This is a genomic window from Cupriavidus sp. GW822-FHT02D05 (assembly GCF_058802485.1).
Window position 1 is genome coordinate 43292 of record NZ_JBXAOE010000020.1, and the last position, 20966, is coordinate 64257.

Below are 20966 nucleotides of genomic sequence, written 5' to 3' on the forward strand. Positions count from 1 at the left end.
TTACTCCCACCTTGTTCCTATTCCCGGCAAAGAAAGCCGACCAAGGCCAAGGCACTCGCCGAGAGATGCTCCCGGGAGTGAAACACCACCACCAGTTGCCGTGTCGCCCAGGGGTCCGATAGCGGCCGCGCCACCACGTCCAGGGTGTTCAGGTAAAGCTCGCCCACCTGCCTCGGCACGACAGCAATCCCTAGCCCGACGTGCACCATGCGGCACAAGGCATCCAGGCTCGCCACCCGGATCTTGATCTTGAGCGCCTCGTTCAAGCGCGCCGCCTGCTCCGCCAGCAGGCGGCTCAACGCACTCTCATCGCGCAGCGCGACGAAGGTCTCGCCCAGCAAGTCCGCAAAGCTCACCTGCTGCGCCGATGCCAGCGCATGCCCGCGCGGCACCAGCACGCAAAGCTGGTCCTCCCGGTAAGGCAGCGAGACAAATTGCTCCACGCCCTGGATCGCATTGCAGATGCCGAAGTCCGCGCTGCGCTCGCCCACCATGCGCAGCACCTCGGGGCTGTGCTGCTCCTCCAGTTCGATGCCGATATCGGGATACACGCGCCCAAAGGCAGCCAGGTCCTCAGGCAGGAACTGCACGATGGCGCCAAGGTTGCACACCAGGCGCACGTTGCCGCGCGCGCCGGAGGTAAAACGCGACAGTTCCGCGCCGAGCGCCTCGATATTGCCAATGATGGCCAGCGCATGCCGCAGCACCGTCTCGCCCACCGCCGTCACCGTGATGCCGCGCGGATGCCGCTCGATCACCGGCAAGCCGATCAGCGCCTCGATTTCGGCAATGCGGCGGCTGACCGCCGACGGCGCAATGAATTCGCGCTCGGCGGCGCGGGCAATGTTCTGTTCCTGGCAAACGGCAACGAACAGCCGCAGCGAGGTCAGGTCGAGTTTTCTGAGCAGGTTGTCCATGGCAGCGATGCTACAACGATCAGGCATTGCAGGCGACGGCGGACGGCGATCGCAGGCGTGGCACGCCGGCGCGACGTGGATTTGTGCTCCGCACAATGCGCTACCTCAATGTCACCCCAAACGGAATGACACGACCGTGATAAGCATTATTCAGCCCGCCCTGTTGCTACCGCACCCCTGACGGCGCAGAATCCGCGCCCCGGCGTGCACTTCCACGCCTAGAATAAAACCTTGCATTGCCCCACAGATCACCAGCCCAGTCTTGCGTCGTAATCCGCGCCGGTGCCGTACTTCGTGCCCGCGCCCTCATGCACGGAGACCTCGATTGCCGCTGCCCCCCGCCTTCCGGTTTCTCCCGTCTCGTTCGCCCGGCCGCCCAGGCCGGACGCATCAGGCCGCGTATCTCGCCCGGACGCCGCTGCGGCGGCATCCGCGCATTCTCAAGGAAAATCCATGGCTAACTTCAGCCCAACGCGCCGCACTTTCCTGAAAGCCAGCGTCGTGGCCGGGGTGTCGGTGTATATCGCACCGATCGGCGGCAAGGCCTTCGCAGCCCTGTTCGAAGAAAAAATCCTGACCCCGGTCCAGTGGGACCCCAAGACCGGCGCCCCCAGGTTCCGCATCGACGGCATGGCCAAGGTCACCGGCGACAAGGTCTTCGCGCGCGATATCCGCTCGCGCGACATGCCGCACTGGCCCAAGGCGCAATCGCATGCCTTCATCCTGCGCGCCACCAGGGCGGACCGCAGCTATGCGGGCTTCGACCTGGCGCTGCTGGGTGACGATCTCAAGCCCGACCGCGTGGTCACCGCCGCCGACCTGGCGCGCGACGGCGTGGCCTTTCCCGCCTTCTACGGCGAGGACATGCTGCTGCCGGAAGGCAAGACGCCGGCCTATCTCGGCCACGCCGTGGCCATCCTGATCTATCACGACTTCGCCCGCTTCCGCTTTGCCAAGGACAAGCTCAAGTTCCACGACGAGATCATCCGCTACGGCGCCGAGACCGGCCCGCTGGAGCGCGATCCGTGGGGCACGTTCCGCTTTGTGCGGGTGGGCGGCGAGACGCCGTTCGACGACGACGTGTTCTCCAGCCTGAAAAACGCGCCGCTGTTCCCCAGCATGATGCGCAAGCACGAGCCGGTCTGGCCCGATGGCAAGGACCACGGCCAGCTTGGCGAGCAAGGCATGTTCCATGCCGGGCAGATCCGCCAGCAGCTGGACCAGCCGCCGGCTGACTGGCTGGTGCTGGAGCGCGAGTACAACACGCAGTCCATCGACACCGCCGCGCTGGAACCGGACAACGCCAACTGCTGGTACGACGCCAGCACCCAGGCGCTGCACATGGTGGTGCCGACCCAGTCGCCCATCGAAGTCGGCGACAGCACGGCGGAGATGATGGCCAAGGCCAAAGGCGCGTTCCCGGTCAGGCAGGTGTTTGTCCATCCCTGCTACACCGTGGGCTACGGCTCCAAGGATCACTACAACTTCCCCTTCTACGGCCTAGTGACGGCGCTCTACGCCGACGGCAAGCCGGTGCGGCTGGCCAACGACCGCTATGAGCAGTTCCAGACCTCGATCAAGCGCCACGCCTTCAAGATGCGCTACCGCATTGCGGTGGACAAGAACACCGGGCTGTTCCAGTCGTTCCAGGGCGACTTCGAGGCCAACGGTGGCGGACGCGCCAACTTCTCGCCGTCCGTGGCGATGGTGGGCGCCACCGCGGCGCAGTCGATCTATTACTTCCCGAAGAATGACCTGACCGCGGTGGCGATCGCCACGCGCGCCATCGACGCGGGCTCCGCGCGCGGCTACGGCACGCTGCAGAGCATGGCGGCGACCGAGATGATGGTCGACGAGTTCGCCGAGCAGTTGAAGCTCGACCCGATCGAGTTCCGCCTGAAAAACGCGCTGCGCTCTGGCATGAAGAACACGCAGGGCGCGATCCCTGCCGGCGCGATTCGCGTGGATGAGGTGCTGCAGGCGGCCAAGGCCCATCCGCTGTGGACCAACCGCGCGAAGCGCAAAGCGGATTTTGAAGCCAGCCATCCCGGCCGGCGCTACGGCGTGGGCTTTGCCTGCGTGCAGAAGGACTTCGGCACCGGCGCCGAGGCCTCGTTCGCCAAGGTGGAGATGCGCGCGGACGGCACCATCGCGCTGCATCACTGCGGCGCGGAGATCGGCACCGGCATGTCCACCTCGCAAGCGGTGGCCGTGGCGCGCTGGCTGGGCAAGCCCGCCACCGAGGTGCGCGTGGCGCTCACCGACTGGCCCGACCTGCCCGTCACCGCCACCGGCGATCCCTACATCATGAGCCAGGCCGACCAGGACAAGCTGTCGGCCAACCCACGCTGGTCGCCGGCGTATGCGTCGCCATCGAGTGCGACCAACTCGGCCTACTACTTCACCCACAGCACCCGTGAAGCCGCCCGCGTGGTCTTCATGCACGGGCTGTGGCCGGCGGCCATGGCAATCTGGAGCCAGGGCTTTGGCGGCGGCCAGGCGGCCTCGCTGGTGGTGCGCGTGGAGGACGCGCGCTGGGTCGAAGGCAAGCTCACCGCCGGCGGCCTGCAAGCCCTGCCCTACGAGCAACTGGCCAAGAAGGCGCACGAGCTCGGCCTGGTCACGGGCGCCACGGTGCACGTGTTCAATCGCTGGCAATGGACCGAAGCCGACTTCGACGTCGACGGCACGGCCACCCGGCTGCCCATCGACGGGCTGTCGGTGCGCTACGGCGACGGCGCCGACGCCGCGCGCAAGGCGCGCATGACCACCAGCGGCGGCTACCAGGTGCTGGACCGCAAGAAGGTCTACATCGCGCCGACCCAGCGCAACAACGCCAGCGTGACCTACTACAGCGCGGTGGGCACGCTGGTGGAGCTGTCCGTGCATGCGGCCAGCGGCAAGGTGGAAATCCTCAGCCATCACTCCATCATGGAATGCGGCTCGCAATTGTCGCCGGCGCTGGTGTCCGGGCAATTGCAGGGCGGCCTCGCCATGGGCATCGGCCATGCGCTGCACGAGTTCCTGCCGCTGTACGAGGACGGGCCCGGCAACGGCACCTGGAACTTCAACCGCTACGCGTTGCCGCGCGCCAGCGACGTGGCCGTATGGACGCAAACCGGGACGGTCCTGCCGCCCGTATCCGAAACCGATCCGCCCAAGGGCATCGCCGAAGTGGTGATGATTCCGGTGGTGGGCGCCATCGTCAACGGCATCGCGCATGCCATCGGCCATCGCTTCACCGCCCTGCCGGTCAGCGCCGAAAAGATTCAGGAGATCCTGGCATGAGCCTCGCCACCCAACCGCTTTCCCTCAATATCAACGGCAAGGACGTTGGCCCCATCGATGTGCCGGAAGGCCTGATGATGATCGACTTCCTGCACGAGTACCTTGCGCTCACCGGGTCGCGCCTGGGCTGCGGCCAGGGTATCTGCCACGCCTGCGTGGTGATCCACGACAAGGCCGACGGCACCAGCGAGGAAGTGCGCGCCTGCATCACCGGCGCGCATTACTTCCAGGGCAAGAAGGTGCGCACGGTGGAGGGCCACGCCAAGCGCAACGACAAGGGCGAGGTGGTGGAGCTTTCGCCCGTGCAGCAGAAGTTCCTGGAGCACTTCAGCTTCCAGTGCGGCTACTGTACGCCCGGCTTCGTCAACGGCGCGACCATCCTGGTGGAGCGCCTGAAGCGCCAGCCGGTGGCCAGAGGCAAGGTGGATGAGACCATCACCGCGGCGCTCAACGACCATATCTGCCGCTGCACCGGCTATGTGCGCTACTTCGAAGCCGTCAAGGACGTGGTGGTCAACACCCCGGGCCTGGTAAAGGAAGACAAGTGATGATGAGTATGATGAGCCAGCCCGACTTCCTCCGACACGCGCGCACCACGCTGGCGACCCTGGCCACGCTGGGCGCGGCCCTGCTGGCTGGCTGCGGCGACCACGGCGCCCCGATCGACACTGCCGCCGACCAGCAGCCCGCCGCCAGGCTCTCGCCCGCCGACCAGATCGCGCGCGGGCGCTACCTGGTACGCGCCGCCGATTGCGCCGCCTGCCATACCAGCGCCCAGGGTGCGCCGTTTGCCGGCGGGGTGGAACTGGCCTCGCCGTTCGGCACCTTCTACGGCACCAACATCACGCCGGACAAGGACCACGGCATCGGCAAGTGGAGCGCCGACGATTTCTACAAGGCGCTGCATGATGGCGTCACGCCGGACAAGCACCTCTACCCGGCCATGCCGTATACCTCGTACCGCGGCCTGTCGCGCGGCGACGCCGATGCGATGTACGCCTACCTGATGCAGCTAAAGCCAGCCGCCGTGGCCAACCGGCCGCACGACCTGAGCTTCCCGTACAACATGCGCGTGGCGCTGGTCGGCTGGAACCTGCTGTTCCTGAAAGACCAGCTGCCCGATGCCTCCACCGGCCAGACCTCGGCCTGGCAGCGCGGCCGCTACCTGTCCAACGCGCTGGGCCACTGCGCCGAATGCCACACGCCGCGCGCCATGTTCGGCCGCCTGGACGCAGCCAAGCCACTGGCCGGCGCAGCGCTCGGCCGCGTGGCCGCGCCGGACATCACGCCGGCGGGCCTGGCCGCGCGGGGCTGGACGGGCGCCGACCTGCAGACCTTCTTCGCCACCGGCATGGCGCCGCAAGGCTCGGCTTACGGCGAGATGTTCCCCGTGGTCCATCTCAGCAGCCAGTACCTGAACAAGGCCGACCTTGCCGCCATGTCGACCTACCTGCTTGGCGACCAGCCGCCACGGCCCCAGCCACTCAAGCCGGCCAACGCGGATGCGGCCCAGTTCAAGCCCGGCCGCCAGCAATACCTGGCCGTCTGCGCCGGCTGCCACGGCCGCGAGGGCGAGGGCAAGCCGCACGTGGCGGTGGCGATGCTGGGCAACTCCACCGTGCGCAACGCCGACCCGCACAACCTGATCGTATCCATGCTCGACGGCATCGAAGCGCAGAAATTCCCCGGGCTGGAGAGCATGCAGGACATGCCGGGCTTTGCCTCGCGCCTGAGCGATACGGAACTGGCCGACCTGGCTAACTACCTGCGGGCAAGCTATGGCGGACAGCCCGGCGACGTGAGCGCGGACAAGGTGAAGGCGCTACGCGCGGAAGCGGGCAAGGGCCATTGAGGGAGGGCGCCGGCGCGGACGTGCCGGCGCGCTGCCCGGTTCACGGGACGTTGCACTCCGAAGGACTGGGCCTCAGGAAGGCTGACGGGCGCTCAGGCACCGTCGAGGAAAGGATTGCGCTGGCCCAGGCGCGTCCCGAGCGCATCGGGAGCCAGGCTCATGCTGGCGGCGTCCATTGCCGGGCTGGGGCTGCGGGCCAGCGTCGGGTCGACCGGTGCGCTCGCCATGCCCGGCTGAACCGGCTGTTCGGCGCTTTGCGCATAAGGGTCGCGTGCGGCCGGCAGCGTCGCCTGGGCCGACGGCGCTGCCGCCGGCATGGCTTGCACAGGCTGCACGGATGGCACCGGCTGGGCGGATTGCATAGGCTGGGGGGATTGCATCGGCTGAGTCATCGGCATCGGCTGGGCCGGCTGGATGGGCTGGGCCTGCTGCGCGAACAGCGGGTAGGACGCGATCATCGCGCCAGCCATCAACAGGGATTTCGCCAGATGTTGCTTCATTCGTGTACCTCCTAAAAACGCCTTCAGGCATGGGAAGGACCACTGTAGCGCCGAGGCACCTGACAATTTGTTTGATTTTGCAACAGTCATTTACCAGCGTTGCCATCGACGCCGAGGCGCGTTATCCGCGCGCGCCCGTTGTGCACCCCATCCTCTGCGGCGCGAGCCTTGCAAGCTTCGCGTCAATTCCGACGCCGCCTGCGGTATAGTCCTCGCGTTCAATTTCGGCGGAGAGCTAGCATGGCTGAGAAAAAGGTTCGGGTGTCGCATATCGGTGTTCCCGGCAACCTGAGTGTCTTGAAACTCAAATCGTATCTGCGGACTGCCTTTGCCGATCTGGCGCAAACGGAGAAATCGGAGAGTGAGGCGGAGATCCTGCTGGTCAAGGTGCTTGTTCCCCGCCCGCTCGGCTTGCGTGCCGGGGAGAAGCTATTTGACAAGGTGCTGCAGGGCATCGTCGACAAGGATTCCCGTGTTGCCCGCGTCTCGGTTGAGTTCGTCGATGGTGAAGTTACGCAGCAGACCATTGACGCCAGCATGGCGAGGATCCAGAAGGAACTGGATGAGTTCGGGCACGTCTTGCACGAACGTTCAGAGGATGCGAGCGGGGATTGATCTACGCCGCGCGTCGGCGGTCCCCTTGTCGCGGGATGGCGTCCCTTCCTACGCGCTCAATTCGTAGTCGTCGACCCCGACCACGGTCCGAAGCGTATCGGCGTAGGCCTTGCGTAGATCGCGTGCTTCCTCGGTCTGATCGAACTGCCTGGCAGCTTCGGCAATCAGCCCGGGAAAGGCATCGCGTTGCGCCACATCCCGGAACGTGAACACACGGCATTGCACCGCGCTTTTGGCGCGCGGATTGGCTTGGGTCAGGCTAAGCACCTCAAGGAAGGCACCATCGGCAAAGGCAACCTCGTCGATGGGCTCCACCACATCCCGCAAGTATTCCTGGTAGGCCAGTTCCTGGCCGGGCAACACCTCGAATCTAAATACGCGGATGCATCCTGCATGCTGTGCAATCCAGTTTGAAATCATGGAATCTCTCAAAAGTTGTGCCGCATGCCGATCTGGACAGTGCGTGCCGTTGGGTTACCCGGTCCGACAGTGCCGCCGGCGTACAAGCCACCGCCAAGGGAGTACTGTGATCCGTTCTTATTGAGAATGCGCCCTGCCGCCGCGAACAGGACAGTGCGCTTTGATAACGCGTAGTGGCCGCCGATAGCAATGAGATTGGTGCTTCTGTTTGCCACGCCTTGCGTACGGTCCTTGACCAGCACGAACTGGGCGATGAGCGTGGTGTGCGCACCGACGCCGTACTTCACGCCGAAGGGAAACATGTCGTAGACCTGCTCCGGGCCCTTTGTTGCCGGCGTGTTCGCCTGGCTATTCCAGTCGCGGTGCCAGCCTGTGAACAGCTTCACCGGCCCCACCGTGTAGTTTCCCCCGATGGTGAAGGCCTGCAGCCTTCCCGTGTCGGTCGCGTTGCGCTGTGTCACGAAGCCGATGTTGAAGTCGACGACCTCGTTCTTCTGCCGCGTGGACACGCCCCACATCCGCCCGGCCCGCTGGTTCCCCGTGACCTCTCCCGGCGCGTACATCACGTAAGTGACACCGGGCCAGCGATCCGGGGACGTCCATAGGATGGAATTGTCGACCCGGCCGAGCGTTGCACGCGCCACACCGGCGGGAATGATGGCCGGCAGGCCGCCGGCCAGCCCCGCGTTGAACGCATCGATGTTCCAGAACATCCGGTTCTCGGGAGAGTACTGGCGACCGAACGTGAGCCGGCCCGCCTGCTCGCTGGCAAGCCCCATGTAGATCTGGCGTCCGAACAGCCTCCCGCCTTGCTGGGACATCCCGTCGTCTGCCCCAAAGCCGCTCTCCAGCCAGTAAACGGCGCTCAGGCCCGGCGCGATGCGCTCGTCCCCCTTGATGCCGAAACGTGAGCCCCAGTCGCTGCCGCTCTGCAGGCGGGTCAGCGTTCCCAGTCCTTGCTTCGAGATATCGAGCGCCATATCCACGACACCAAAGACCGTTGATTCGGCCTTTGCGTCCCAGGTGCAGACCGAGATGCTCAGCCCCGTCACTGCAGCCAATGCTGCGGTATTTGTCTTCATGGATTTCAAACCGTTAGGCAATGCGAGGACCACACCCTCGTCTTGAACGAGTGCGGGAAGAATTGGCACGCTTGATTGGAACGCTTGAGGTGCGCCGGCGCGGCCTGCTGTATTACAAACCGAGGGCCGTCGGCCCCGGAATCCGTCGGTGCTTGAGCGCCGGAATGGCTTCGCGGACGCTGCGCAAACGGTCCTGGCTCATTTCGCCGATGACAACGCCTTCGCCCTGGGGCAGGCTGGCAACCACGTCTCCCCACGGGTCGATCAACATGCTGTGGCCAAACGTCTGCCGCTGATTGGCGTGCGTCCCGCCTTGCGCGGCAGCCAGCACATAACACTGGTTCTCGATCGCGCGCGCGCGGAGCAGGACCTCCCAATGCGCACGGCCGGTGGTTTGCGTGAATGCCGACGGCACGAGGATGAGATCCACCTGCTGCATGGCCCGGTAGAGCTCCGGAAAGCGCAGGTCATAGCAAATGGATAGCCCCACGCGGCCGAACTCCGTCTGCGCCGTGACCATTTCGGTGCCCGCAACCATCGTCCGGCTCTCGTCGATGTCGCGAGTGCCATCCAGGTAGCTGAAGAGATGCAACTTGTCGTAGCGCGCCTTGACCTCTCCCGTGGGCCCGAACAACAATGTCGTGTTGGTAACCTTTGGCGCTTGCGTGGTAGCCAGCGGGAGCGAGCCACCCGCGATCCATACGCCGTGCTGCCTTGCCTTGGCGGCCAGGCAAGCCTGGATTGGCCCTTCGCCAAACGCCTCGGCAATCGCGAACTTGTCGGTCTCGTGAAGACCGATCTGGCAGAAGTACTCAGGCAACAGGACAAGCGTGGCACCGCCGTGCACGGCTTCATCGATCAGGTTCTCCGCAACGGCAAGGTTGTCCGCCAGGCTCGGCGAAGACACCATCTGAATGGCAGCGATTTTCATTTTCCGGCTCTGCGCTTCAGTCCATTTCCGCATGTGACGTGGCGACGATCTTTCGCCAGGTCAGGGCATCGCGCTGGATCGTCTCCGCGAATTTCGCGGGGCCATCGCCAACCGGCTCGGCAATCTGCCTGGCGAAGGCATCGCGCACCTCCGGCCGCGCAAGTACCTCCTTCACGCTCTGGCTGACCTTGGACACCACCTGGGCCGGCGTTCCACTGGGGGCGCAAATGCCTACCCACCCCGTAAAGCTCAGCTCGCCCAGGCCTTGCTCGGCCAGTGTGGGCACCGCGGGAAGCTGCGGCGAGCGCTTGGCCGTCCCTATCGCGAGGCCCTTGACGCGGCCGGATTCAACGAAAGGCAACGCGGAGATGACGCTATCCATCATCAAGCTGACGCGGCCGGCGGTAAGGTCCGTATAGGCGGGCGTCGAGCCCTTGTAAGGCACGTGCTGCATGTCCAGGTTGTTCCGCATTTTCATGGCCACTGCGGCGAGATGCGGCGTCGTCCCGTTGCCGCCGGATGCGAAGTTGTACTTGCCGGGCTCGCGCCTGGCCAGGTTGATGAATTCCTTGAGGCTGTTGGCGGGAATTTGAGGGGCTGCCACCCAGATGGTCGGCGTATTGACGATGTGGCTCACCGGGACCAGGTCCTTGATCCCATAGGACAGCTTTGGGTATAGCGCCGTAGCGACCGCCAGGTTCCCGGTGGAGCAAAGCAGCAAGGTGTAGCCATCCGGCGGCGCCTTGGCGACGAATCCCGCACCGATCGTGCCACCGGCACCGGGCCGGTTGTCGATGACGAGGGACTGCCCGAGCGCCGTACTCATCGCGGCGGAGATCAGGCGCGCGACCACGTCGTTTCCTCCCCCCGCGGGAAATGGCACAACGAGCGTCACGGGCTTGGCCGGCCACTCGGCCGACACGGCAAGGGTTGGCGCCGCACAGCACAGCGCAGCGAGACTGGCGACGGCGAGGCGGGACAATTGGGGCATGCGGCATCTCGATGACATGAGTGTGATGAAGCAACACACTTGACGAGTGAGATCGTGCCGTAAGCCGGTGCGCTGGTAAATCAAATAAAAATTACGCTCAGACAAAGAAATTTTGGCTTCCTCTTCCCCCCGCTGCCACGATGAGGTCCACGGAGCGATCCACCAGCATCTCCACGGCCTTTTGACTGTGTGTCTGCCGAAACAGCAAGCGGATGCCGGGCGCCGTTTCCGCCAGGCGGCCAACGAGGCGGCGCGCGACGGCGATCTCGTAGTCATCCGATAGCCCGATGGAGATCGTCCTTTCGTGAAAGACGTTGCCGCCAGGCGCCACCATCGAAAGGCTCTTGCGGCAGTGGTTCAGCGCTTCACCGACCACGGGCTTCGATTCTTGCGCGCGCGCCCTGGGGCGCATGCCACGGCCGGCTCTCTCGCACAGCGGGTCCCCATAGACGCGACGCAGGCGGCCGATCGCCGCGCTCACTGCGGACTGCGTCAGGCCCAACCGGATCGCGGCGCGGCTGGCGCCGCCCTCTTCGTAGAGCGCTTCGAAGACCTTCAGCAGGTTGAGGTCCATCGTCTCGATATTTACGGCATTCATATCAGATACATCCATATCCATCTTGATTCAAGATGGCGTGGGCGTGAACATAGCGCAACCCGCTTCCCGGAGCCACACCTCATGCCCGCTGCCATCGGCGCCGCCCTCCAGATTGGTTCCTCCCCCTCGGGAGAGGCCGAAACCCTGGCCCGGATCCTGGCGTCCGAGGACAAGATCCTCGCATCCGGCGCAAGCGTCGTCGTCATGCCGGAGGCACTCCTGGGCGGGTATCCCAAAGGCGAGATCTTCGGTACGCGGCTGGGCTATCGCCTGCCCGAGGGCCGCGACGCATTCGCCAGCTACTTCGAAAACGCCATCGATGTACCCGGCCCCGAAACGCAAGCGCTGGCGGCGCTGTCCACGCGCACGGACGCGAGCCTCGTGGTGCGGGTCATTGAACGAGACGGCAATACGCTGTACTGTACGGCTCTGTTCTTCGATCCCGCCGCTGGTCTTGCCGCGAAGCACCGCGAGCTGATGCCGACGGGAACGGAGCGCCTCATCTGGGGCCAGGGAGACGGCTCGACCTTGCCTGTCTTGCAGACATCCGCCGGGCGCGTGGGCGCCGCGATCTGCCAGGTCCAGGCCTCGCCACGGCAGCTCGGCATCGACATACCGCATTGGGAGGCAGATCGCCCGCTGATCCGCGGCGGCAGCGTGGTCATTGGCCCGATGGGCGACATCATCGCCGGGCCTTTGCTGAATGCGCAAGGCCTGGTAGCCGCCGAGATCGATACCGGCGAGTTGGTGCGTGCACGCTACGACTTTGACGTGGTCGGCCATTATTCTCGCCCGGATGTCTTTTCAATGACGGTTGACGAACGGCCGAAGACATCGGTCAATTTCCAGGCCTGAGGCAGCCAGGCGGGGAAGCGTAAGCCGAAAGCCATGCGCAGGATGCCAGCCCATGAACCTTCGATTTCTTGAAACATTCGTCTGGGCGGCCCGGCTGCGCAGGATGACCCTGGTTGCGCAGCGGCTTCACGCCACCGATGCCACCATCTCCGCGCGCATCGCCGCGTTCGAAGCAGAGTTGGGCGTAAAGGTCTTTGTCCGGGAAAAGGGAAAGCAACTGTGCCTCACCCCCGAGGGCGCCGAGATGCTGGCGCCCGCGGAGGAATTGCTTGCCCTTGCGGACGCGTTCACCCAACGGTTTGCCGCAAGGGATGCCTTGCCCAGCCAGATCACCATCGGCATGAGCGGCACGGTCGCCGGGGCAATACTCGAGCCGCTGGTTGACGTACTTTATGCCAGATGGTCTGACGTCAATATCCATCTGCCATCTCTCACCAGCACCGACATTCGGCACAGGCTGCTGAGCGGCGCGCTCGATATTGGCCTTCTCCTCGGCAGCGTCAACGAACCGGACGTGGTCAATTTGAAACTGCTGGAGCTTGACTACGCCTGGGTGGCCAGCCCCCGCCTGATTCCCGGCAACGTATCGCCATCGGTCGAGGAGCTAAGACGGCAGATGTTGCTCTCGTATCCGGTCGACTCGGACCTCTTCGCCTCGGTTGCCACCTACTTTGACACGCCGCATCTGGCCGGCTTCAAGCTGAACGTTCTCAGTTCCTTGTCCGTGATGCTGCGTCTCGCCTGTGCTGGCGTTGGATACGCGGTGCTGCCGGTTGACCTCATCCGCAATGAGCTCGAGACGGGAACGCTAAGAATGCTCGGGCTCTCCCGGCCGTTCCCGAAGCAGACATACTTCGCCGCCTTTATCGATCTGCCATCGGCCCCCTTGCGCCGTATCATCGCCGAGTGCATCCGCGATATTGCGCGGCTGCCGTCGCCAGCGAACGAGTGATGCATTTCGCGCGCCCCGATGCGCAAGGCAGGCATCGGCCCACGCACCAGGGCAGCCGGCCGCGGTTTTCAACGAGAAGCATAGTCTTCCTGTCTCCGGGAAAGACCCGGATGGCTATCGAACCCACATCGCCAAGGCGCAGTCATGCGTTCTCAATTGTTCTAGACGACGGTGGAAACCATGTCGCTGGTCGCCGTGGGGCTGCGCCCGTCGGTGTATGCGGCATGCCAAAGCCAGTCCGGCGCTGCCGGTTTCCATCACCGCGCTGTACAGCAAGCTCAGCCGGACCGAGCCGGGGCCGGTTCGTGCCCTGGTGCAAGGCAGTGGCCGTGCAACCGATGTTGCGCAAGCAGGCGCCATCGGTGAATAGCTAGCGCCTGCGCATTTGTGAGGGGCAGGGTGTTCCGTAGGAGGTTAGAACGCTTCCACATCCTCAATGGTGCAGCATGCCGGCTCGCGTCTGAGCACCCACAATGTGCTGAATGAACCGAACGGTAGCCGCTCTTCTAATCGTTTCATAGCCGTCCTCATCGCCAAATTTCTCATCGAATTTCGTACTTGTCCGATTGCGGCATAGCGTTTCTCGCTGCACGATACCGTCCTGGTGTTTATGAAAATCACTTGCGGATCGGTGCGCCAGCACTGGCGCAAGGCGCATCAGGTTCAAGCCTCATGGCCTTGCGTATCTTGCTACTTCACCTGCGGCGGAGCGTTTTCGCATGGGTATTCGTTTGCCATCGGCTTCCACTCGTACTGTCCGCGTGACGGGTCCGGGCATACCGGAAATCCTTGGGCGACCCGCCCTGGTTTTCTCCAAACTGTCTGGCAACGAAGGGATCTGCAGCCTGTTCGAATACGAACTGGAACTCAAGACCCCCGACGATCGCAATGCGCACTTTGGCCCCGCGGCGGATCTCGATACCAAGGCGCTGCGCGGACAGGAGTTGACGGTAACGATTGCGCTCGATGGCAGCGGCAGCGGATCGTCCGGCGGTGTGGGTGCGGGCGAGCGCGAGATCACGGGGCTTGTCACCGACGTGCGCGGCCCGATCCCGATGGGCCGGCAGATTGCCTATCGCCTCACGCTGCGCCCGTGGCTGTGGCTGACGACCCTCACCACGGATTTCCGTATTTTCCAGCAGCAAAGCGTCGTGCAAATCCTCGATACGCTGCTGTCCGACTACACCTTCCCGGTGGAGCGGCGCCTGGATGTGGCGCGCTACCCCAAGCGCGAATACCAGGTGCAGTACGGCGAGAGCGACTTCGATTTCTTCCAGCGCCTGACGCAGGAGTGGGGGATTGCCTGGCACATTGAACACAGCGAGAGCCGGCACCGGCTTGTATTGACCGATGGCAACAGCGCCTTCGCGCCCTTTGCCAGCCCCGCCTATCACGACATCCGCTGGCAGGGCACCGCCGACCGGATCGACGAAGAACACCTGCATGAGTTCGAGTTGCACGACCGGATGGTATCGGGCCAGTGGACCAGTTCGGACTACGACTTCGTCAGGCCGCGCGCCGACCTGACGGTACGGGCCTCCGATCCGCTCGATACCGCGCACGCCAACGCGGAAATCTATGCGTTCCCTGGCGACCACAGCCAGGCCGCCACCGGCAACGACCCGTGGCAGGAAGGCGACCAGATTGCCCGCATCCGCATGGAGACGCTGCGCCAGCACGGCACCCGCGCGCGTGGCCGTGGCAACGTGCGCGCCATGGTGCCGGGCTGCACCTTCCATCTCACGAATTTCATCCAGAGCGAGGCCAACCGCGAGTACCTGATTCTCTTTGCGCGATTGTGGATCGAGGAGGTGCCCGAGGCCTCTGGCGGCCAGCAGTCCTGGCGCTGCGAAGTGGACTTCACCGCCCAGCCTTCCAACGCGTTGTTCCGCCCGGAACGCACCCAGCCGAAGCCGCGCACCAACGGGCCGCAGACGGCCACCGTGGTGGGCCCCGCCGGGGAGGAGACATGGACCGACGAATACGGGCGCATCCGCGTCCAGATGCACTGGGACCGCCAGGGCAAGCGCGACGCCGACAGTTCCTGCTGGGTGCGGGTGTCCTCGTCGTGGCAGGGCGAGCGCTTTGGCGCGATGCACGTGCCGCGCATCGGCCAGGAGGTGATCGTTGAACACTTGAATGGCGACCCCGATTGCCCCTTGGTAACGGGCAGTGTGCCGAACCAGCTGAACATGCCGCAGTGGCCGATGCCCGGCCAGCATGCGCTCTCGGGCTTCGTCAGCAAGGAACTGCGCGGCGAGCGCACCAACACCTTCGTGCAGGACGACACCGAGGGCGAGATCCAGACCCAGCTTCAGAGCGACCACCAGACTTCGTGGCTGGGCCTGGGCTTTCTCACCCGTGTGCTGCGCGGCAGCGGGCGCAAGGACAAGCGCGGCGAGGGGTTCGAGCTGCGCACCGACGGACAGGGCGTGGTGCGTGCCAACGGCATGCTGATCACCACCGAGGCGCGCCGCAACGCCAGCGCCCACCACAAGGACATGGGCGAAACGCTCGAGCGCCTGACGCAGGCGCGCGGCCAGCAGGCGACGCTGGCCGCGCTGGCGCAGGAAAACCAGGCGCAGGAACGTGCCGACCAGGCCGAGGTGGCGAAGACCATCAAGGCGCAGAACGACGACATCCGCGGCAGCGGCGAGGCCGGCAGTTTCCCCGAACTGGCAGCGCCCCACCTGGTGCTGGCCAGCCCCGCCGGCATCGAGGCCAGCACGGCGCGCTCGACACACCTGGCCTCGGGCGAGCACCTGGCGCTGACCAGCGGTGGCCACACCAGCCTTGCCGTTGGCCAGCGCCTGCTGGCCAGCGTGAGCCGCGGGGTGCGCGTCTTCATCCAGAGCATGGGCTGGCGCCTGGTGGCCGCGGGCGGCGACATCGAGCTGCGCGCGCTGCAGGACAGCATCAAGCTGCTTGCCAAGCTCAATGTCACGGCCACGGCCAACCGCATCACGCTGTCGGCCAAGGAGGAACTGGTCGTCAGCGGGGGCGGCAGCGCCACGACCTACAACGGGGGCGGCATCACGCACCGCACGGGTGCGGCCTACACGATCCACGCAGGCAGCTATGCCTTCATCGGCGCGCAGACGCACGCCGCGCAGTTCCCCGACGCGCCCAAGCCGGGCAAGGGCAACCTGGAACTGTTCAACCACTACGCCAACCGGCGCGGGATCCAGGGCGGCGACTTCCGGGTCGAGGACGCGCTGGGCCAGGTGACCGTCGGCAAGCTCGACGCACAGGGTTTCGCGATTGCCAGCGGCATCGCGCCAGGGCCCGCCAAGGTGGTCTTTGGCATCGACCCGGCGGACACCTGGGCCGAAGGCAGCTACGTCGCCGAGCCGACGTGGCCGCCGGCGCAGGCGCTCACCGGCGGCGTGCCGGCGCCGGCTGCGAACGCCCTGGCCAGCCAGTTGCTGACCACCACCAGGCAGGCCACGCAAGCGGTCCAGGGGGCGCAACAGGTAGCGCAACAGGTAGCGGGGGCGGTGAAGGCCGGGCCCGCCGCGCTCGGCCTGTCCGGTGTGCAAACGCTGCTCGGCGCCATGCCGGCGCCAGGCACGCCGGCGCTGGCCAAGGCAACGCAACATCCCAGGCTCCCCTCCCTGCACACGCCCGGCTTCGCCTGAGCGACGCGCCCCCTTCACTTCCCCCTTCACGTCTTCGCATTGAATCCATGGCAGACCCGACCCCCGCAGCCAAGCCGCGCGAGCCGCAATCCGCAGTCGCCCCCCTGAACACGATCGCCGTCGAGGACGTCGGCAAGGGCGCCGCCAAGGTCGATGCCTGGCTGCAAAGCGCCAGCGGCGGCGTGGTGACGCTGGCGCGCATCAAGATGGTGGCGGGCGGCCTGCCGGTGGTGGGCAACATCATGGCGCTGGTGGACGCGCTGGGCGACGTGATGACGCTCGCGCGCAGCAAGTCGCGGCACCTCGTCGACTGGGTGAGCCTGGGCATCAACCTGATCGGCGTGCTGCCCGCGCCGCCGACCATGGCGGCGGCGCGCATGAGCCTGCGGCCCACGCTGGCGCTGGTGCGTCAGGAGCTGCGCCAGAGCGCGAGGGCCGTGCTGGGCGATGGCCTGATCGACGTGCTGGTGGGGCACCTGAATGCAACCATCGTCGGCGAGATCGACGACTTCGTGCAAAAGGCGCAAGGCAAGCTGGCCGGCATCCTGGACGACGCCGGCGTGCTGGGCGAGAAGATGACGCTGGAGATCGCCAGCGGCCTGGAGCGGGCGGCGCTGGGCAAACTCGACGCGGCGGGGAACGCGCAGGCGGCGGGCAAGCAGGCCCGCACCGCCATCAAGCAGATCGTGAACGATCCCAAGGCGGCCATCGTCAACATCTTCGGTGCCGCGTGGAACGTCTACAAGGCGGCCGGGAAGGCCGCCGCGAATACCGCGGTCAGGCTGGCCGTGCCGGACGAAGTCCAGCGCAAGGTGGTCGCCAGCGCGGCCGAACTTCGCCAGATGGGGCCGCTGCTGCGCGCGCAGATGGCCCAGCTCGGGGACCCGGCCGCGCAGCAAAGCATTGGCTGGCTGCTGGCGGTGCTGGCCCAGGCGGTGGCGCGCTGGCGCAAGAAGAAAGGCGCCGGGCAAAGCACCAACGTGCCTGCCCGTCAAACCGGCGAAGCCAGGAAGCGGGCGCACGACGGCGAACTGGGCACGGTCAACAACCAGGCGCCGGCCAAGGGCGCGCCCGGTTGCAAGAACTGCCCGGCACCAGCCGGGACCGGACCCAGCATCAGCTTTGCCACCGGCGACGAAACCCTGTCGCACACCGATTTTGTGCTGCCGGGGCTGTTGCCCATCGCATGGACGCGCACCTACCGCTCCAGCCTGGCCGCCTATGACCACGGCGAATCCGGCGCGCGCTGGATCACGCCCTACACGACGCGTTTTGACATCGTCAAGGACGGGGTGCTTTACCACGGCGCGGACGGCCGCAGCCACGCTTATCCGTTGCCGGATGTCGGCAAGTTCCGCCATGATCCCATCGAGGACGTCACCCTGGTGCGGGTCTCGGAGCAGACCCTGACGCTGGCGCGGGGCTTCGAGAGCCAGGAAGCGTACCAGCGCCACGGCCAGCGCTTCCGGCTCACCGGCATCACGCTGCGCAGCGGCGCCGGGGTGGCGCTGCACTATGACCATCGCGTGGGCGGTGACGCGGCGGGTGACACGGCGGGTGACACGGTGCTCTCGGAGGTGATCGCCTACCAGGGCGAGACCGTGCTCGCCCACGTCGGCATCCGCCTGGATGACGCGGGGCGCATCGCCGAGCTGTGGCAGATCGCAGGCGGCCAGCTGGTGCGCCAGCTCACGCGCTACACCTACGACGCCGCCGGCGATCTGGTGATGGCGCAGGATGAGCATGCCGCGCACTGGGACTACACCTACCGGCACCACCTCGTCACCCGCTACACCGACCGCACCGGGCGCGGCATGAACCTGCAGTGGCTGGGCGATGGCCCGGACGCCCGCGCGGTGCGCGAATGGGCCGACGACGGCAGCTTCGATACCCGCCTGGCGTGGGACGAGAACATCCGCCTGACCTACGTCACCGATGCGCTGGGCAACGAGACCTGGCATTACTACGACATCCTCGGCTACACCTATCGCATCAAGTACCCCGACGGGCTGTCCGAATGGTTCTTCCGCGACGATGCGAAAAACGTCGTCAAGCACGTGCACCCGGATGGCGCGGTCGAGCGCTATGCCTACGATGCCAACGGCAACCTCGTCGAGCACATCCGCCCGGATGACAGCGCGGTGCACTACGCCTGGGACGACAAGAACCAGCTCATCAAGATCCGCGACGCCGAGGGCGGCCTGTGGCAGCGCGATTACGACCTGCACGGCAACCTGACCGAAGAGATCGACCCATTGGGCCACAAGACGGCGTACGCCTACAACAAGGCGGGCCTGCTGGTCGGGATCACGGACGCCAAGGGCGGCATGACGAAACTGGCCTACACCCCGTCGGGGCAGCTTGCCAGCTACACCGACTGCTCGGGCAAGACCAGCGCCTGGAAGCACGGCGAGCGCGGCGAGCTGATCCGGTTCACCGATGCGGCGGGCGCCATCACGCAGTACCACTACGAAGCCGGCCAGCTCGCCCGCATTGTTCACCCCGACGAGCGGGTGGAACGCTTCGAGCGCGACGCCGAGGGGCGGCTGCTGGCGCACACCGACGCGCTGCACCGGCGCACCGTGTGGCGCTACAACGACGCGGGCCTGATTGCCGAACGCACCGACGCCGCCAACCAGACGCTGGGCTACCAGTGGGACAAGCTAGGGCGGCTGGCTGCGCTCACCAACGAGAACGCCGCCAGGACGGCGTTCCAGTACGACCCGGTCGGCCGGCTGTTGCACGAGACCGGGTTCGACGGCAAGGCAACCCGCTACCACTACGATCCGGCCAGCGGGGTGCTTGTGCAGGCCACCGACGCTAACCTGTTGTTGACGGCGTTCGACTTCGACGCATCGGGCCGCCTGACGCGCCGCCGCGCCGGCCTGCAGGACAAGGAAGGCATGGTCGCCGAGCCGCAAGTGGAAATCTTTGCCTACGACGGCAACGGGCGCTTGATCCTGGCGGAGAACGCCGACAGCCGGCTGCAATGGTTCCACGACGCCTGCGGCAACGTGACACGCGAGCACCAGCACTACCTCTGCCTGAAGACGCCCCTGGTGGCCGTCTGGCGGCATGAGTATGACGCGCTGAACCAGCGTATCGCCACCGTGCGCCCGGACGGGCACCGAATCGGCATGCTGACCTATGGCAGTGGCCATGTGCACGGCATGATGCTGGATGACCGCGAACTCGTGCAGTTCGAACGCGATAACCTGCACCGCGAAGTGTTCCGTACCCAGGGCAACCGGCTCGCGCAGGAACAGGCATACGACCCGGCCGGGCGGCTGCTGGAGCAGACGCTTTCGCAAGCGGATCAAGCCCGGGGCGGCAAGCGGATGGTGCACCGGCGGTACTACTACGATGCAGCGGGGCAACTCTGCGGCATCGGCGACACCCGGCGCGGTGAGTTGCAATACCGCTACGACCCAGTGGGCCGGCTGCTGAGCGCCAACAGCGCGCTTGGCGAAGAAACCTTCGACTTCGATCCCGCGGGCAACCTGCTCCATGACCCCACCACGCGCACCTTCGCAGCCGACCCGGCGCGCGGCAGGCCCGAGTTCCACAGCCGCCTGTCGGGGCGGCCGAGGCTGGTGGACAACCTGCTCAGGGAATATGCCGGCACCCACTACACCTGGGACGAGCGCGGCAACCTGAGCGAACGCGTGACCAACGGCAAGGGGGAACGCTTCATCTGGGACAGCTTCAACCGGCTGGCGGGTTACCACAATCCGGAACTGGAAGTGCGCTATCGGTACGATGCGCTAGGGCGGCGGCTCACCAAGTTGTCGTCAGCCATTTACTTCGAAAACGCCTTCGATGGCTCGATCTACCGGCGCAACGAGCGGGCGCGGCGGAACAAGGAACGCGGCTGCGCCTTCACCATGTACGGCTGGGACGGGGATCAACTGGCATGGGAAAGCCGCCAGGAGCCGGAGGCGGGCGTGGGGGATCATTTCCAGGTCATTGCGGGCGCGGCACGCACCACGCACTATTTGTATGAGCCGGGCAGCTTCGTGCCGCTGGCACAGGCGGTGCGCCGCGAAGCCATCACCCTGCCAGTGCAGCCAGCCTATGCGGAGGACTATGATCTTGACGAGGATCCGCTATGGACGCAGGCCATTGAGCCGCAGGCGTTCGACGCAATCGCGTGGTACCAGTGCGATCACCTGGGCACGCCGCAGGAGTTGACCGACGAGGCGGGCGAGATTGCTTGGAGTGTGCAGTACAAGGCGTGGGGCGCGGCGCAGGAGGTGATAACGGATGCGGCGCGCAAGGCGGGGATTCATAACCCGTTGCGGTTCCAGGGGCAGTATTACGATCATGA

The 20966-nt window shown here is 65.8% G+C and carries 16 protein-coding genes; 8 read left to right on the top strand and 8 right to left on the bottom strand.

Translation table 11 applies throughout. The annotated features are described in order from the left end of the window. Nucleotides 1–17 precede the first annotated feature (17 nt). A complete protein-coding gene (locus tag AC1RQK_RS25280; RefSeq protein ID WP_492371759.1) occupies nucleotides 18–917 on the bottom strand; it encodes a LysR family transcriptional regulator in 900 nt (299 codons plus the stop codon). Between the two features lie 453 nt (nucleotides 918–1370). On the opposite strand from AC1RQK_RS25280, the gene AC1RQK_RS25285 reads away from it, so the two are divergent. From AC1RQK_RS25285 to AC1RQK_RS25295, 3 genes are read left to right on the top strand one after another with little or no spacing between them, the layout of a single operon-like run. Then, on the top strand, nucleotides 1371–4205 hold the full coding sequence (locus tag AC1RQK_RS25285) for a xanthine dehydrogenase family protein molybdopterin-binding subunit (RefSeq protein WP_492811737.1): 2835 nt from the start codon (nucleotides 1371–1373) through the stop codon (nucleotides 4203–4205). Further along, complete coding sequence (locus AC1RQK_RS25290) at nucleotides 4202–4753, top strand: (2Fe-2S)-binding protein (protein ID WP_150985035.1); 552 nt, start codon at nucleotides 4202–4204, stop codon at nucleotides 4751–4753. Before AC1RQK_RS25285 ends, AC1RQK_RS25290 begins: the two co-directional genes overlap by 4 nt. Nucleotides 4754–4761: 8 nt before the next feature. Next, on the top strand, nucleotides 4762–6057 hold the full coding sequence (locus tag AC1RQK_RS25295) for a c-type cytochrome (RefSeq protein ID WP_492811837.1): 1296 nt from the start codon (nucleotides 4762–4764) through the stop codon (nucleotides 6055–6057). Nucleotides 6058–6149: 92 nt separating this feature from the next. Here the strand turns inward: AC1RQK_RS25295 and AC1RQK_RS25300 are convergent, their stop codons facing one another. Next, nucleotides 6150–6557, bottom strand: a complete 408-nt coding sequence (locus AC1RQK_RS25300) for a hypothetical protein (protein WP_492371761.1) — start codon at nucleotides 6555–6557, stop codon at nucleotides 6150–6152. A gap of 240 nt (nucleotides 6558–6797) precedes the next feature. Here AC1RQK_RS25300 and AC1RQK_RS25305 point away from each other — a divergent pair, with 240 nt between their 5' ends. Beyond that, nucleotides 6798–7172, top strand: coding sequence for a hypothetical protein (locus tag AC1RQK_RS25305; RefSeq protein WP_492811739.1), 375 nt, complete (start codon nucleotides 6798–6800; stop codon nucleotides 7170–7172). A 48-nt stretch (nucleotides 7173–7220) separates the two neighbouring features. On the opposite strand, the gene AC1RQK_RS25310 is transcribed toward AC1RQK_RS25305, so the two are convergent. From AC1RQK_RS25310 to AC1RQK_RS25330, 5 genes are all read right to left on the bottom strand, one after another. Further along, nucleotides 7221–7592, bottom strand: a complete 372-nt coding sequence (locus AC1RQK_RS25310; RefSeq protein WP_492371763.1) for a hypothetical protein — start codon at nucleotides 7590–7592, stop codon at nucleotides 7221–7223. An 8-nt stretch (nucleotides 7593–7600) separates the two neighbouring features. Next, nucleotides 7601–8674, bottom strand: a complete 1074-nt coding sequence (locus tag AC1RQK_RS25315; RefSeq protein WP_492811741.1) for a porin — start codon at nucleotides 8672–8674, stop codon at nucleotides 7601–7603. A gap of 112 nt (nucleotides 8675–8786) precedes the next feature. Then, complete coding sequence (locus tag AC1RQK_RS25320; RefSeq protein WP_492371765.1) at nucleotides 8787–9605, bottom strand: carbon-nitrogen hydrolase family protein; 819 nt, start codon at nucleotides 9603–9605, stop codon at nucleotides 8787–8789. A 16-nt stretch (nucleotides 9606–9621) separates the two neighbouring features. Continuing rightward, a complete protein-coding gene (locus AC1RQK_RS25325) occupies nucleotides 9622–10596 on the bottom strand; it encodes a Bug family tripartite tricarboxylate transporter substrate binding protein (protein WP_492811744.1) in 975 nt (324 codons plus the stop codon). 97 nt (nucleotides 10597–10693) lie between these two features. Then, nucleotides 10694–11215: a LysR family transcriptional regulator gene (locus AC1RQK_RS25330; RefSeq protein ID WP_492811746.1), complete on the bottom strand. Its 522-nt coding sequence runs from the start codon at nucleotides 11213–11215 to the stop codon at nucleotides 10694–10696. Between the two features lie 60 nt (nucleotides 11216–11275). On the opposite strand from AC1RQK_RS25330, the gene AC1RQK_RS25335 reads away from it, so the two are divergent. Together AC1RQK_RS25335 and AC1RQK_RS25340 are read left to right on the top strand one after the other, a co-directional pair. Continuing rightward, the gene (locus AC1RQK_RS25335; RefSeq protein ID WP_492811748.1) at nucleotides 11276–12049 is read left to right on the top strand and encodes a nitrilase-related carbon-nitrogen hydrolase; all 774 of its coding nucleotides are present in this window, start codon (nucleotides 11276–11278) and stop codon (nucleotides 12047–12049) included. Between the two features lie 52 nt (nucleotides 12050–12101). Then, nucleotides 12102–13001, top strand: a complete 900-nt coding sequence (locus tag AC1RQK_RS25340) for a LysR family transcriptional regulator (RefSeq protein WP_492811750.1) — start codon at nucleotides 12102–12104, stop codon at nucleotides 12999–13001. A gap of 433 nt (nucleotides 13002–13434) precedes the next feature. Here the strand turns inward: AC1RQK_RS25340 and AC1RQK_RS25345 are convergent, their stop codons facing one another. Continuing rightward, complete coding sequence (locus AC1RQK_RS25345; protein ID WP_492371769.1) at nucleotides 13435–13668, bottom strand: hypothetical protein; 234 nt, start codon at nucleotides 13666–13668, stop codon at nucleotides 13435–13437. A 52-nt stretch (nucleotides 13669–13720) separates the two neighbouring features. On the opposite strand from AC1RQK_RS25345, the gene AC1RQK_RS25350 reads away from it, so the two are divergent. Both AC1RQK_RS25350 and AC1RQK_RS25355 read left to right on the top strand, forming a co-directional pair. Next, complete coding sequence (locus tag AC1RQK_RS25350; protein ID WP_492811752.1) at nucleotides 13721–16639, top strand: type VI secretion system Vgr family protein; 2919 nt, start codon at nucleotides 13721–13723, stop codon at nucleotides 16637–16639. 47 nt (nucleotides 16640–16686) lie between these two features. Next, nucleotides 16687–20966: DUF6531 domain-containing protein (locus AC1RQK_RS25355; RefSeq protein WP_492811754.1), on the top strand; the 4280-nt coding region annotated here is incomplete at its 3' end.

Bases quoted from the DNA above. Each gene is read 5' to 3' on its own strand.
- AC1RQK_RS25280 (WP_492371759.1), bottom strand. From the start codon at position 917: ATGGACAACCTGCTCAGAAAACTCGACCTGACCTCGCTGCGGCTGTTC.
- AC1RQK_RS25285 (WP_492811737.1), top strand. From the start codon at position 1,371: ATGGCTAACTTCAGCCCAACGCGCCGCACTTTCCTGAAAGCCAGCGTC.
- AC1RQK_RS25290 (WP_150985035.1), top strand. From the start codon at position 4,202: ATGAGCCTCGCCACCCAACCGCTTTCCCTCAATATCAACGGCAAGGAC.
- AC1RQK_RS25295 (WP_492811837.1), top strand. From the start codon at position 4,762: ATGATGAGCCAGCCCGACTTCCTCCGACACGCGCGCACCACGCTGGCG.
- AC1RQK_RS25300 (WP_492371761.1), bottom strand. From the start codon at position 6,557: ATGAAGCAACATCTGGCGAAATCCCTGTTGATGGCTGGCGCGATGATC.
- AC1RQK_RS25305 (WP_492811739.1), top strand. From the start codon at position 6,798: ATGGCTGAGAAAAAGGTTCGGGTGTCGCATATCGGTGTTCCCGGCAAC.
- AC1RQK_RS25310 (WP_492371763.1), bottom strand. From the start codon at position 7,592: ATGATTTCAAACTGGATTGCACAGCATGCAGGATGCATCCGCGTATTT.
- AC1RQK_RS25315 (WP_492811741.1), bottom strand. From the start codon at position 8,674: ATGAAGACAAATACCGCAGCATTGGCTGCAGTGACGGGGCTGAGCATC.
- AC1RQK_RS25320 (WP_492371765.1), bottom strand. From the start codon at position 9,605: ATGAAAATCGCTGCCATTCAGATGGTGTCTTCGCCGAGCCTGGCGGAC.
- AC1RQK_RS25325 (WP_492811744.1), bottom strand. From the start codon at position 10,596: ATGCCCCAATTGTCCCGCCTCGCCGTCGCCAGTCTCGCTGCGCTGTGC.
- AC1RQK_RS25330 (WP_492811746.1), bottom strand. From the start codon at position 11,215: ATGGATATGGATGTATCTGATATGAATGCCGTAAATATCGAGACGATG.
- AC1RQK_RS25335 (WP_492811748.1), top strand. From the start codon at position 11,276: ATGCCCGCTGCCATCGGCGCCGCCCTCCAGATTGGTTCCTCCCCCTCG.
- AC1RQK_RS25340 (WP_492811750.1), top strand. From the start codon at position 12,102: ATGAACCTTCGATTTCTTGAAACATTCGTCTGGGCGGCCCGGCTGCGC.
- AC1RQK_RS25350 (WP_492811752.1), top strand. From the start codon at position 13,721: ATGGGTATTCGTTTGCCATCGGCTTCCACTCGTACTGTCCGCGTGACG.